This window comes from Rhodovulum sp. 12E13, from assembly GCF_003340565.1.
In the GTDB taxonomy this organism is placed as follows: Bacteria; Pseudomonadota; Alphaproteobacteria; order Rhodobacterales; family Rhodobacteraceae; genus HLUCCA09.
In genome coordinates, this window is the sequence record NZ_QPLK01000010.1 from 28,558 (window position 1) to 41,139 (window position 12,582).

The window sequence follows — 12,582 nt, forward strand, 5'->3', positions numbered from 1 at the left end:
CCGGAGCCACGAGGGAGCCCCCACATGCGCCGCGTCGTCGTCACCGGCCTCGGCATTGTCTCGCCCATCGGCAACTCGGCCGACGAGGTCACGGCCAGCCTGCGCGAAGGCCGTTCGGGAATCGAGCACGTCGCCGAGATGGAGGAGCACGGCTTCCGCTCCCGGGTGGCCGGTACGCTCAAGATCGACCCGGCCGAGCATGTCGACAAGCGCACCCTGCGCTTCATGGGGCCTGGCGCGGCCTACGCCCATATCGCCATGGCGCAGGCGATCGCCGATTCCGGCCTGACCGAAGCCGAGGTCAGCCACGAGGGCACCGGCCTGATCGCGGGCTCGGGCGGGCCGTCGACCTCGGCGATGTTCGCCGCCCACCAGACCGTGCTGAAATCGGGCTCGCCCAAGCGGATCGGGCCCTTCGCCGTGCCCAAGTGCATGTCGTCGACGATCTCGGCCAACCTCTCCACCGCCTTCCGGATCAAGGGCATCAACTTTTCCATCACCTCGGCCTGCTCCACCTCGCTGCATTGCATCGGCATGGCCGCGCAGCAGGTGGCTCTGGGCAACCAGGAGGTGATGTTCGCCGGCGGCGGGGAAGAGCTCGACTGGACGCTGTCGTGCCTCTTCGACGCGATGGGCGCCATGTCGTCCAAGTTCAACGACACGCCGGAGCGGGCGAGCCGTGCCTTCGACGCCGACCGCGACGGCTTCGTGATCGCGGGCGGCGGCGGCATGGTCGTGCTCGAAAGCCTCGAGCGCGCGCAGGCCCGCGGCGCCCCGATCTACGCCGAGGTGACCGGCTTCGCCGCCACGTCCGACGGGCACGACATGGTGGCCCCCTCGGGCGAGGGCGGCGAGCGGGCGATGCGCGGGGCGGTGAAGACCCTGCCCGAGGGCCGCGCGGTCAGCTACATCAACGCCCATGGCACCTCGACGCCCGTCGGCGACGTGGGCGAGGTCGAGGCCGCGCGCCGCGTCTTCGGCGACGGCGCCACCCCGCCGATCTCGTCGACCAAGTCGATGACCGGCCACTCCCAGGGCGCCACAGGTGCGCAGGAGGCGATCTACTGCCTGCTGATGCTCAGGGGCGACTTCATCGCGCCCTCGATCAACGTCGAGACGCTCGACCCCGCGCTCAAACCCGAAGAGATCGCCACCGAGCTGGTCGAGAATGCCGGCCTCGACACGGTGATGACCAACAGCTTCGGCTTCGGCGGCACCAACGGCTCTATGCTTCTCTCCGGAATGAGGGACTGACGGACATGGCGGATCTGATGCGGGGCAAGAAGGGCCTCATCATGGGCGTGGCCAACGAGCGGTCGATCGCCTGGGGCATTGCCCGCGCGATGGCCGCCGAAGGGGCCGAACTCGCCTTCACCTACCAGGGCGAGGCGTTCGGCCGCCGTGTCGCTCCGCTCGCCGAGTCGGTCGGCTCCAGCCTGCTCTACGACGCCGACGTCACCGACGATGCCAGCATGGATGCCGCCTTCGCGGCCCTGCGGGCCGACATGGGCCGACTCGACTTCGTCGTGCATGCCATCGCCTATTCCGACAAGACCGAGCTGACGGGCCGCTTCATCAACACCACGCGGGCCAACTTCACCCACTCTCTCCAGATCTCCTGCTACTCGCTGATCGACGTGGCCCGCCGCGCCTCGGAACTGATGGACGAGGGGGGCTGCGTGCTCACCCTTACCTACCAGGGCTCGAACCGCGTGACGCCCTATTACAACGTGATGGGCGTGGCCAAGGCGGCGCTCGAATCGGCGGTGCGATACCTCGCCAACGATCTCGGCCCCGACGGCATCCGCGTCAACGCGATCTCGCCGGGCCCGATGAAGACGCTCGCGGGCGCCGCGATCGGCGGCGCGCGCCGCACCTTCCGGCTGACGGCCGAGAACGCGCCCCTGCGCGCCAACGCCACGCTCGAGGCGGTGGGGGGCACCGCGGTCTATCTCGCATCGGAGTACGGCGCTTGCACCACCGGCGAGATCGTCCATGTCGACGGTGGCTTCCACGTCCTCGGCATGCCCCAGCCCGAGAACATCTGAGCAGGCGCCACTCGCCGCGGGCGCCGGGCGCGCGCCTCCCATCATCTTGGCCCAAATACTCCCGCCGGAGGCCCGCGCCCGGAACGGGCGCTCGGCCTCGGCGACATCGCGCGCTCAGACGGGGACGTTCTCGAGCGAGCCGGTGTCGGTCTCCGGAGGATCCCACTCGGTGGCGGGGACCATCAGGCCCAGCGCGGCGCCCGAAGCGTCGGCGACGATGGCGATGCGGCCCACGTCGGGCACCTCGAAGGGGGGGCGCATCACCCGCCCTCCCGCGGCGCCGGCCTCATCCAGCGCCACGTCCAGATCGTCGACGGCGAGATAGGTGAACCAGTGCGGCGGCACCTCCTCCATGCCCTCGAGACCGGTCATGTCCATCACGCCGGCCACGGGGCGGCCATGGGCCATGGCGACATTGTAGGTCACGCCGCCTTCCATCGGCACGTCGTCGAAGCGCCAGCCGCAGACACGCTCGTAGTAGGCCTTCGCCGCGTCCACGTCGCGAGTCATCAACTCGCTCCACCAGACGATCCCGTGCAGCTGGCTCATCGCGCTCTCCCTCCGGTTGGCCGGGTCTGTCTGCCCGACCGGGCGAGCGTCGCGGGCCCTTGGCGCGTGATCAACGGGGTGCGTCGTCGCGGTCGCGCGAGGGCCGATAGCTGTTCGGCGCATCCTCGGCGAGGGTCGACTTGGTGACCCGCCCGCGGACGGTGTCGTACCATCTCTGATCGGTCGCCCGCTTCGACCAGAGAGCGATGACGCATACGGCGAGCAATGTCAGAAGGGCGAGGACGGGCAGAAAGATCCCGACTTCCATGGCATATCCTTTCTTCCAGTGTGGGGCTCGTTCGGCGGGCAGCGGACCCGGCATGGTCGGGGCCGCGACCTGTGCCGCCCCCGGAAACGTGTGCCGCCCCGGGCCGGGCAGCCGGCCCGGGGCGGCACCGCGCACGGCCCCGGCCCACGCGCGGTCAATCAGTGGCGCGCGATGGCCCGCAACATCCAGGCGGCCTTCTCGTGAAAGGCCGAGCGGCTTACCGCCAGGTCTTCGGTGACGATGTCGCGTTGCCCGCCGGCCAGTTCGGCCAGCGCATGCATGCGCTTGGCGACGCGGGAATGGTCGGCCGCGAGGCTCTCCACCATCTCTCCCGCGCTCGGCGTGTCTTCCATGTCGGCCACGACCGAATCGTCGATCAGCCCCTTGAAGCGCATCGGCGTCAGCCGGCCCAGCGCGCGGACGCGCTCGGCGAGATCATCGACCGCCTCGAACATCTCCTCGTACTGCTCCTCCGTCATCTCGTGGACAGCGTGGAACAGGGGGCCCTCAACGTTCCAGTGGATCGCGTGCGTCTTGATCGTCAGCCGGTAGGTGTCTGCCACCACGTCGGCCAGCGCCTCGGCCACCTTGTCCTCGTCGCGGACGCCGGTGGCGGGATCGGACGGTTTCGGAACCACGTTCAATGCGTCGGCCATATCTACAGCTTTCCTCATTCGACTCGGTATTTCGTTCGTTGCGTCGGGCGCGCCGGCACGGACACGGCCCGGCACATCCCCTCGGGAACGGACGGCGTCTGCGACTGTTCCGGCGACGGGCGGCACGGGTGCGGTCACGAAGACGCGAGAATGGCCCCGCAGGCGGCGCGGCGGGCCGCCAAAATCAGACCTTCGCCCGCGCGCGCGGCCTTCGCCCGCGCGCGCGGAACGATCGTGTGTCTGGAGCGTTGACCAGGGCGCTACAGGGAGAAGACCGACAATGATCGATCCGCAAGCTGCCCCCGGCGGGCCGGAGCCGCTGTCCGACAGGCTGGCCGAGCACCTGCCTCGCCTGCGCCGCTACGCGCGCGCTCTGACCGGCCGACAACAGAGCGGCGATGCCTATGCCGTCGCCACGCTCGAGGCCCTGGTCGCCGCCCGCGACGAGGTGCGCCGCGCGCCCGATCCGCGTGTGCTTCTGTTCCGCACGTTCCACGACATCTGGGAGACGACCGGCCAACCTGCCGACCCCGATCCCGACCCCGACCTGCCTCTGCCCGAGCGCCGCGCGCAGGCGCGGCTCGCCGCGCTCACACCGCAGACGCGCGAGGCACTGATCCTGCACACGATCGAGCGGTTCGGCTTCGACGAGATCGGCGAGATCATGGGCACCGACGGCGCGGAGGCTCGCCTGCGCGTGCAGACCGCGCGCGAGGAGATGGCCGACGCCGTCAGCGGCCGCGTGTTGATCATCGAGGACGAGGCGATCATCGCGATGGACCTCGAGAGCCTCGTGGTCGAGGCGGGCCACGAAGTGACGGGGATCGCCCGCACCCGCGCGGGCGCCGTCAAGCTCGGCCTGCGCGACAAGCCCGACCTGATCCTCGCCGACATCCAGCTTGCCGACAATTCGAGCGGCCTCGACGCGGTGCACGATATCCTCGCGCAGTTCGGCGATATCCCGGTGCTGTTCATCACCGCGTTCCCCGAGCGGCTGCTGACCGGCGAGCGGCCCGAGCCCGCGTTCCTCATCGCCAAGCCGTTCGACGAGGAGCAGGTGCGCACGGCGATCAGCCAGGCGCTGTTCTTCTCGTCGACGGCGACGCTCGAGGCCGAAAGCGCCTGACCGACGGCCGGACCGGCGCCGCGCGCCTCGGCCACCGGGCGCGCGGCGCCCGTTCCATTCGGCGCGGCGCTGTGATTACGTGCTCCCGCGGGGCCGTGCGCCGGCCCAGAGCCGCCGCCCGGGAGGACCCATGCCGAAACGCGCTGTTGTCTTCGACGCCTACGGGACATTGTTCGACGTGGGCGCGGCCACGCGCCGCGCCGCCGCCGCGCCCGGCCGCGAGCGGCTCGCCGAGCACGAGGGGGAGTTGTCGCGCCTCTGGCGGGAGAAGCAGATCGGCTATTCGTGGTGGCGGGCGGTCACGGGCGACTACGCGAGCTTCTGGCAGGTGACCCGGGATGCGCTCGACCACGCCCTCGCCGCGACCGGCCTCGACGGAGACGCGGCCCTGCGCGACGCGCTGCTGACGCTCTACTGGGAGCTCGCCGCCTACCCCGAGGTGCCCGCCGTGCTGGCCGCGCTGCGGGCGGCAGACCGGCGCACGGCGATCCTGTCGAACGGCTCGCCCGACATGCTGGCGGCTGCGGTCGAGGCGGCAGGGCTTGCGGACACGCTCGACCACGTCCTGAGCGTCGACGAGGTCGGCACGTTCAAGCCTGACCCGCGCGTCTATGCCATGGTGGAGCACCACCTCGGCCAGCCGCCCGCCGAGGTGCTGTTCGTCTCGGCCAACGGGTGGGACGCCGCGGCGGCCGCTGGCTACGGGTTTCCGACCCTCTGGGTGAACCGGGCGGGGGCGCCGCGCGAGCGGCTTCCGCACGCGCCGAGCCACGAGGCGCCCGACCTGACCGCCGTGCCCGGGCTCGCCGCAGCATGACAACCCGTTTCACCACCTCCGACGGGCTGTCGCTGGCCTACGACGACAGGGGCGCGGGCCAGCCCGTCCTGTGCCTCGCGGGCCTGACGCGCAACATGGCCGACTTCGACCCCGTGGTGGCCAGCTTCGCAGACCGCGCGCGGGTGATCCGGCTCGACGCGCGCGGGCGCGGCCTGTCCGACCACGCGCCCGACTGGCGCAGCTACAGCCTGCCGCGCGAGGCGCAGGACGTGCTCGAACTGATGGACCATCTCGGCCTCGAGACCGCCTCGATCCTCGGCACGTCGCGCGGGGGATTGCTGGCGATGACGCTGGCCGTGGGCCATGCCGACCGTCTCGCCGGCGTCTTCCTCGTCGATATCGGGCCGGTGATCGAGAAGGCAGGCCTCGAGCCCATCATGGGGTATATCGGGCGGCCTCCCGCGTGGCGCACCCATGCCGAGGCCGCCGCCGCCCTGCCCGAGGCGATGGCGCCGCGTTTCGCGGGCGTGCCGGAGGCGACATGGCGGGCCCATGCCGAGCGGCTCTGGTCGGAGGGGCCGGAGGGGCTGGCGCTGCGCTACGACCCGCGCCTGCGCGAGGCGGTGCTGGAAGGGGGGCAGGACGGCGCGCTGCCCGATCTCTGGCCGCTCTTCGACGCGCTGGCAGGCAAGCCGCTCGGGCTGATCCGGGGGGCCAATTCCGACCTGCTGTCGGCAGAGACCGCGGCCGAGATGCGCCGCCGCCGGCCCGACATGGTGTCCGCCGAGGTGCCCGACCGGGGCCACGTGCCCTTCCTCGACGAGCCCGAATCGGTCGCGGCCATTGCCGCCTGGCTGGACCGCCTGTCGTGAGGACAGCGGAGCGCCTGCGGCGCGTTTCCCTTTTCCTGCGCCCGGTCCGGGCGCGTGCCTCCGGCGGGAGTATTTGGGCCAGGATGATGGAGAGCGCGCCATGCGGGGACGATGCGAGGGGGGCGACGTGACGGGGGCAGACTTGACGGGAAGCGACGTGACGGGGGGCGACGTGAGGGGGGCGCCGGACCGGGCCGCGATCGAGGCGGCGGCGGCGCGTCTGAAGGGGCAGGCGGTGGTGACGCCGCTCCTGTCGTCGCCGTTTCTCGACGAGGTGGCGGGGCGGCCGGTCTACGTGAAGGCCGAGTGTCTGCAGAAGACGGGATCGTTCAAGTTCCGCGGCGCATGGTCGGCGGTGAGCGCGCTGCCCGAAGGCGTGCGCGGGGTGATCGCCTGCTCGTCGGGCAACCACGCGCAGGGCGTGGCGCTCGCGGCGCGGATGCGCGGGTTGCCGGCGGTCATCGTGATGCCGGACGATGCGCCGCGCACGAAGCGGGAGAACACGGCGGCGCTGGGGGCGGAGGTGGTGCTCCACGACCGGACGCGCGAGGACCGCGACGCGCTGACCGAGCGGCTGGCGGCCGAGCGGGGGCTGCATCTCGTGCGGCCGTTCGACGACGCCGACGTGATCGCGGGCCAGGGCACCTGCGGGCTGGAGATCGCCGTGCAGGCGGAAGCGGCGGGGGTTTCGACCGGCACGGTTCTGACCTGCTGCGGGGGCGGCGGGCTGACCGCGGGCATCGCGCTGGCTCTGGAGGCGCGGGCGCCCGCGCTGACGGTACGACCGGTCGAGCCTGCGGGATACGACGACACGGCGCGGTCGCTCGCGGCGGGGGCGATCCTGCGCAACGAGGAGGTGCCGACCTCGATCTGCGACGCGATCCTGACGCCGGCGCCGGGGCGGCTGACCTTTCCGGTCATGCGGCGGCTCTGCGGTCCGGGGCTGGCGGTGACGGACGACGAGGCCGGGCGGGCCATGGCGGCGGCGTTTTCGCGGCTGAAGCTGGTGCTGGAGCCCGGGGGCGCCGTGGCACTGGCGGCGGCGCTGTTCCGGGGCGAGGCGCTGGCGCCGGGACCGGTGATCGTGACCGCCTCGGGGGGAAATGTCGACGCCGCCCTTTTCGCCGAGGTTCTGGGTCGATACGGGGAGGCGCCATGAAGCAGATCGAGACGAACGGCACGGCGCTGCACGTCGCCGATACGGGGCCGGAGGGGGCGCCGGCGGTGGTGTTCCTGCACGCGCTCGGCACCGACCTGCGCATCTGGGACGGTGTCGTGGCGCGGCTTCCCGGCGGGCTGCGCTGCGTGCGGCTCGACATGCGGGGGCACGGGCTGTCGGCCTGCCCGCCGGCGCCCTACGCGATGGGCGCGCTCGTGAGCGACGCCGAGGGCGCGATGGAGGCGCTGGGCCTTTCGGAGGCGGTCGTGGTGGGGCTGTCGATCGGGGGGATGATCGCGCAGGGGCTGGCGGTGAAACGGCTGGACCTCGTGCGCGGGCTGGTGCTGTCGAACACCGCGGCCAAGATCGGCACGCCGGAGACATGGGCGCAGCGGATCGAGGCGGCGCGCGCGGGCGGCCTGTCGGCGCTGGCCGACGCGACGCTCGAGCGGTGGTTTCCCGAGCCTTTCCGCTCTGGGCCGGAGGCGGCGCTGGTGCGCCGTCTGTTCGAGCGGCAGCCGCTCGAGGGGTGGCTCGGCTGCGCGGCGGCGATCTCGGGCACCGATTTCTACACGCCGACCGCGGCGTTGCGCCTGCCGACGCTGGCCATCGCGGGCGACCGCGACGGCTCGACGCCGCCCGACCTCGTGCGCGAAACGGCGGAGCTGATCCCCGGGGCGCGCGTCCACCTGATCCGCGGTGCAGGGCACCTGCCCTGCATCGATGCAGCCGGGGAGTATGCGACCGTCCTCGCGGAGTTCCTGCGCGAGATCGGACATTCGGGAGGCACGGCATGATCCTGCCCTTCGCCGTCTCCTGCGTGCTGGCGCTGCTCATCGCGGTGTCGGTCGACCGGCAGCTGCCCTTCCGCGGTGGCAAGGTGCTGAGCTTCCTCGTGGCGCTGGCGCTCGGCACCGCGGCCGCGAGCTTCCTGACAGGCACGCTCGGCCTGCCCGGCCTGATCGGCGCGGCGATCGGCGCCGGCGGCGGGCTGCTTCTGGGTCGGCGACCGGATTGACGGCGCCGACTGTCAGGCTATCCTGACAGTGCGGCGGAGCGGCCGCGCCCACCGACGATGAGTCCGCCCATGACGGTCGCCCCCGACGCGGAGCCTGCGCAGGATGGAGAGCCGAGGCGGCAGCGTCTGGCGCTGACCTTCATCCTCGTCACGCTCGCGATCGACGCGATGGGGATCGGGCTGATCCTGCCGGTGATGCCTGACCTGATCGGCGAGGTCTCGGGCGGCACGCTGGCCGACGCGGCGCTCTGGGGCGGCGTGCTCGCCACCTCCTACGCGGTGATGCAGTTCCTGTTCGGGCCGGTGCTGGGCTCTCTGTCGGATCGCTACGGCCGCCGTCCGGTGCTGCTGGTCTCGCTCGCGGTGATGGCGCTCGACTACCTCGTGATGGCGCTGACCCAGTCGATCTGGCTGCTGCTCGCCGCCCGCATCGTGGGCGGTATCGCGGCGGCGCAGCAGGCCACGGCCCGCGCCTTCATCGCCGACATCTCGACCGACGCGCAGAAGGCGGCGCGCTTCGGGCTGGTCGGCGCGGCCTTCGGCATGGGCTTCGTCTTCGGGCCGCTGCTGGGCGGCCTGCTCGGCGAGCTCGGCACGCGGGCGCCCTTCTGGGCGGCGGCCGGGCTGGCCACGGCGAACCTGATCCTCGGCGCGCTGGTGCTGCCCGAGACGGTGACCGATCGCATCCGCCGGCCCTTTCGCCTCGCCCGCGCGAACCCGTTCGGCGCCTTCGCGCACGTGAGCCGGCTGCCCGGGGTGGGGCGACTGCTGATCGTCTATTTCCTCTACGAATGCGCCTTCATCGTCTATCCGGCGATCTGGGCGTTCTTCACGCAGGCGCGGTTCGGCTGGCAGCCGGCGACCATCGGGCTGTCGCTGGCGCTGTTCGGCATCGCCATCGGGGCGGTGCAGGGCGGGCTGATCCGGCTGATCCTGCGCGCGCTGGGCGAGCGGGGGGCGGTGCTCTATGGCCTCGCCTTCAACTTCTGCGCCTTCCTCGCCATGGCGCTGGTGCAGGCGGGGTGGCTCGGGCTCGTGCTGATCCCGCTGACGGCGCTCGGCGCGGTGGTCACGCCGGCGCTGCAATCGATGATGTCGGCGCAGGCGGGGGCCGACGGGCAGGGCGAATTGCAGGGGGTTGTCGCCTCGACCCGCTCGGTCGCCATGATCCTGTCGCCGCTGGTGATGACGGGCGTCTTTTTCGCCTTCACGCGCGAGGGGGGCGGGGTTTGGTTCCCCGGTGCGCCGTTCCTCGTCGCGATGGCCTTGATGGTCGTTTGCGGCGTGGTCTATGTCGCGCGTCCGCGCGCCATGCCTGCCCCGGCGGAGTGATCTGGCGGCGACAAGGGGACGGAGGGACGATGCCGACGATCAGGGCCGCCGTATGCCACGCGCATGCAGAGCCGCTTCTCGTGGAGGAGGTGCAGCTCGCGCCGCCCGGGCCGGGCGAGGTGCGGGTGCGGATGGAGGCGGTGGCGATCTGCGCCTCCGACATCTCCTATGCCGACGGGGGCTGGGGCGGCACGCTCCCCGCCGTGTTCGGCCACGAGGGCGTGGGCCGCGTGGTCGAGGCCGGCGACGGCGTGCGCGGCTTCGCGCCCGGTGCGCGGGTGCTGGTGACGCTGATCCGGTCGTGCCACGCCTGCCCGTCCTGCGCCGCTGGGCGGCCCGCCTATTGCGAGGAGGGGCTGCACCGGGACGGCCCGCTTTCCACGCTGCAGGGCACGCCCATCGTGCAGGCGATGCAGTGCGGCGCCTTCGCGGAAGAGGTCGTGGTCGATACCTCGCAGCTCGTCGAGATCCCCGAGGAGATGCCGGCCGCCTCGGCCTGCCTGCTCTCCTGCGGGGTCATCACGGGGGTCGGCGCGGCGGTTAACGCGGCCGCCCTTCGCCCCGGCCAGACGGCCGTGATCGTGGGCGCGGGGGGCGTGGGGCTCAACGCGATCCAGGGCGCGCGGCTTGCGGGCTGCGCCCGGGTGGTGGCGATGGACGTGAGCGAGGAGAAGCTGGCCGATGCCCGCGCCTTCGGCGCGACCGACACGATCCTCGCCACCGAGGACAAGCCATGGCGCCGCCTCGCCGAGATCGCGCCGCGCATGGCCGACGCCGTGCTCGTCTGCACCGGGGCTCTGCCCGCCTTCCGGACGGCGCCGCGCCTGCTCGGCCGCGGCGGGCGCGTGGTGATGGTGGGGATGCCGCATTCGGGCCAGACGGTCGACTACGAGCCGGTAATCCTCGCCGCGCTCGGTCAAGGCGTGACCGGCTCGAAGATGGGCGACACGGTGCTCGCCCGCGACATCCCGTGGCTCGTCGACCTGTATGCGCAGGGGCGGCTGGAACTCGACGCGCTGGTGTCGCGCCGCTGGGCGCTGGACGAGATCAACGACGCCATTGCCGACACGAAGGCGGGCCGTGCCCGGCGCAACGTCCTGGTGTTCTGAAGGCGGTTCGCAAGGCGGCCGTTCGGCTCGTGAAGGGCGCTGTCGAGGCGCTGGCCTCGATCCGACAAGGGCGCTTTGCAGCGACCGGAAAATCGCGGCGCCCCGACGAGGCACGGGAGAACCGCCCGCACCTGACCGGCACGAAGCTGTCGCGCCATCGGAGATCATCTCCGGGGACCCCTGATCGCGCTCCTTGGCCGCACCGAGATGGTGGCCTGGTCGCATGCCGGGGAGAGCCTTCTGGTTTTCCCCCAGACGTGATCCGGGGTTCGCACCGAGGCATGACCACCTTTCGGGCCGGTGTCCGTCGGCTCGGGTGGCGGTCGGGTCCGAGGCTCCTGCCTCGTCTCCCGGCCCCCCTGAGCCGGCCATGACGCGGCCGCTGTCGTTGCCGGGGCTCGGGGTGTGGCGGCGGTGACTCGGTCCATGGACGCGCAGTGCTCCTCCCCGTGGCGCCGTAGACGCGTGCCCACGCCCTGAAGCCGAGGGGCTTCGTGACCGTAGCCGTTGACAAGCGAGCGACGGCACCACCACCTGCCGGTAGACAGGCACGGGAGGCGAAAGATGAAGGTCGGCGACATCCATTACCGCTCGATCTGGCGCGATGCGGCCACCGACGAGATCCGGGTGATCGACCAGCGTTGGCTTCCGCACGAGTTCCGCGTCGTGGCGCTCGACACGCTGGCCGACTTCGCCACCGCGATCCGCGACATGTGGGTGCGCGGCGCGCCCCTGATCGGTGCGACCGCCGCCTATGGCGTGGCCCGCCAGATGGCGCGCGACCCCTCCGACGAGAGCCTCGCGACGGCCTATCACGTGCTCCATGCCACCCGCCCGACCGCGATCAACCTGCGCTGGGCGCTCGACGATCTGAAGGCGCGGCTGATGCCGCTGGTGCCCGCCGACCGCGCCTCCGCGGCCCTCGCCCGCGCCGATGCGATCTGCGACGAAGACGTCGCGGTCAACCGTGCCATCGGCGGCCACGCCCTGCGCCTCATCGAGGAGATCGCGGCGCGCAAGGGCGGCGAGCCGGTCAACATCCTGACCCATTGCAACGCCGGATGGCTCGCCACGGTCGACTGGGGCACCGCGACCTCGCCGATCTACCAGGCGGCCGAGGCGGGCATCCCGGTGCATGTCTGGGTCGACGAGACGCGCCCGCGCAACCAGGGCGCGCAGCTGACCGCGTGGGAGATGGCGGGCCACGGCATCCCCCACCACCTGATCGTCGACAACGCGGGCGGCCACCTGATGCAGCGCGGGCAGGTCGACATGGTCATCACCGGCACCGACCGCACCACCGCCACCGGCGACGTCTGCAACAAGATCGGCACGTATCTCAAGGCGCTCGCCGCCCGCGACACCGGCGTGCCCTTCTACGTGGCGCTCCCGTCCTCGACCATCGACTGGACGGTATCGGACGGCCTCTCGGAGATCCCGATCGAGGAGCGTGACGGCCGCGAGGTCACCCATGTCTACGGGGTCCGGCAAGACGGGCAGACCGACTGGGTGCGCATATCTCCCGAGGGGTCGCCGGGCGGCAACCCGGCCTTCGACGTGACGCCCGCGCGCCTCGTCACCGGCCTTGTCACCGAGCGCGGAATCGCCGAGGCGAGCGCCGAGGGCCTGCTCGCCCTCTTCCCCGAGCGGCGCCCCAACCGCTGAAC

The 12,582-nt window shown here is 72.0% G+C and carries 14 protein-coding genes; 11 read left to right on the plus strand and 3 right to left on the minus strand.

The genetic code is table 11. The annotated features are described in order from the left end of the window. Window positions 1–24 precede the first annotated feature (24 nt). Window positions 25–1,254, plus strand: a complete 1,230-nt coding sequence (locus DLJ49_RS10565) for a beta-ketoacyl synthase N-terminal-like domain-containing protein (protein WP_115393519.1) — start codon at window positions 25–27, stop codon at window positions 1,252–1,254. A 5-nt stretch (window positions 1,255–1,259) separates the two neighbouring features. Further along, complete coding sequence (locus DLJ49_RS10570; RefSeq protein ID WP_115393520.1) at window positions 1,260–2,048, plus strand: enoyl-ACP reductase FabI; 789 nt, start codon at window positions 1,260–1,262, stop codon at window positions 2,046–2,048. A gap of 114 nt (window positions 2,049–2,162) precedes the next feature. Here the strand turns inward: DLJ49_RS10570 and DLJ49_RS10575 are convergent, their stop codons facing one another. The 3 genes from DLJ49_RS10575 to DLJ49_RS10585 all read right to left on the minus strand — a co-directional run bounded on the left by DLJ49_RS10575 (window position 2,163) and on the right by DLJ49_RS10585 (window position 3,521). Further along, window positions 2,163–2,597, minus strand: coding sequence for a VOC family protein (locus DLJ49_RS10575; protein WP_115393521.1), 435 nt, complete (start codon window positions 2,595–2,597; stop codon window positions 2,163–2,165). A gap of 70 nt (window positions 2,598–2,667) precedes the next feature. Beyond that, complete coding sequence (locus DLJ49_RS10580) at window positions 2,668–2,865, minus strand: hypothetical protein (protein ID WP_115393522.1); 198 nt, start codon at window positions 2,863–2,865, stop codon at window positions 2,668–2,670. A gap of 158 nt (window positions 2,866–3,023) precedes the next feature. Continuing rightward, window positions 3,024–3,521 (minus strand): Dps family protein, encoded by a 498-nt coding sequence (locus DLJ49_RS10585; RefSeq protein WP_115393523.1) that lies wholly within the window; start codon window positions 3,519–3,521, stop codon window positions 3,024–3,026. 280 nt (window positions 3,522–3,801) lie between these two features. On the opposite strand from DLJ49_RS10585, the gene DLJ49_RS10590 reads away from it, so the two are divergent. From DLJ49_RS10590 to mtnA, 9 genes are all read left to right on the plus strand, one after another. After that, window positions 3,802–4,647: a response regulator gene (locus DLJ49_RS10590; protein WP_115393524.1), complete on the plus strand. Its 846-nt coding sequence runs from the start codon at window positions 3,802–3,804 to the stop codon at window positions 4,645–4,647. Window positions 4,648–4,777: 130 nt separating this feature from the next. Continuing rightward, on the plus strand, window positions 4,778–5,464 hold the full coding sequence (locus DLJ49_RS10595; RefSeq protein ID WP_115393525.1) for a haloacid dehalogenase type II: 687 nt from the start codon (window positions 4,778–4,780) through the stop codon (window positions 5,462–5,464). Beyond that, complete coding sequence (locus tag DLJ49_RS10600; RefSeq protein ID WP_115393526.1) at window positions 5,461–6,297, plus strand: alpha/beta fold hydrolase; 837 nt, start codon at window positions 5,461–5,463, stop codon at window positions 6,295–6,297. Before DLJ49_RS10595 ends, DLJ49_RS10600 begins: the two co-directional genes overlap by 4 nt. A gap of 100 nt (window positions 6,298–6,397) precedes the next feature. Then, window positions 6,398–7,456: a threonine ammonia-lyase gene (locus DLJ49_RS10605; RefSeq protein WP_115393527.1), complete on the plus strand. Its 1,059-nt coding sequence runs from the start codon at window positions 6,398–6,400 to the stop codon at window positions 7,454–7,456. Further along, entirely contained in the window at window positions 7,453–8,253 is an 801-nt protein-coding gene (pcaD, locus tag DLJ49_RS10610) for a 3-oxoadipate enol-lactonase (RefSeq protein WP_115393528.1), read from the plus strand. The genes DLJ49_RS10605 and pcaD overlap by 4 nt, the downstream gene beginning before the upstream one ends. Beyond that, window positions 8,250–8,474 (plus strand): hypothetical protein, encoded by a 225-nt coding sequence (locus DLJ49_RS10615; RefSeq protein WP_115393529.1) that lies wholly within the window; start codon window positions 8,250–8,252, stop codon window positions 8,472–8,474. The genes pcaD and DLJ49_RS10615 overlap by 4 nt, the downstream gene beginning before the upstream one ends. A 69-nt stretch (window positions 8,475–8,543) precedes the next feature. Further along, window positions 8,544–9,806, plus strand: coding sequence for a TCR/Tet family MFS transporter (locus tag DLJ49_RS10620; protein ID WP_115393530.1), 1,263 nt, complete (start codon window positions 8,544–8,546; stop codon window positions 9,804–9,806). 29 nt (window positions 9,807–9,835) lie between these two features. Beyond that, window positions 9,836–10,915, plus strand: coding sequence for an alcohol dehydrogenase catalytic domain-containing protein (locus DLJ49_RS10625; protein ID WP_115393531.1), 1,080 nt, complete (start codon window positions 9,836–9,838; stop codon window positions 10,913–10,915). 564 nt (window positions 10,916–11,479) lie between these two features. Continuing rightward, window positions 11,480–12,580 carry an S-methyl-5-thioribose-1-phosphate isomerase gene (mtnA, locus tag DLJ49_RS10630; RefSeq protein ID WP_115393532.1) on the plus strand — a complete coding sequence of 367 codons (1,101 nt, stop codon included), beginning with the start codon at window positions 11,480–11,482 and terminating at the stop codon, window positions 12,578–12,580. The last annotated feature ends 2 nt before the right edge of the window (window positions 12,581–12,582 follow it).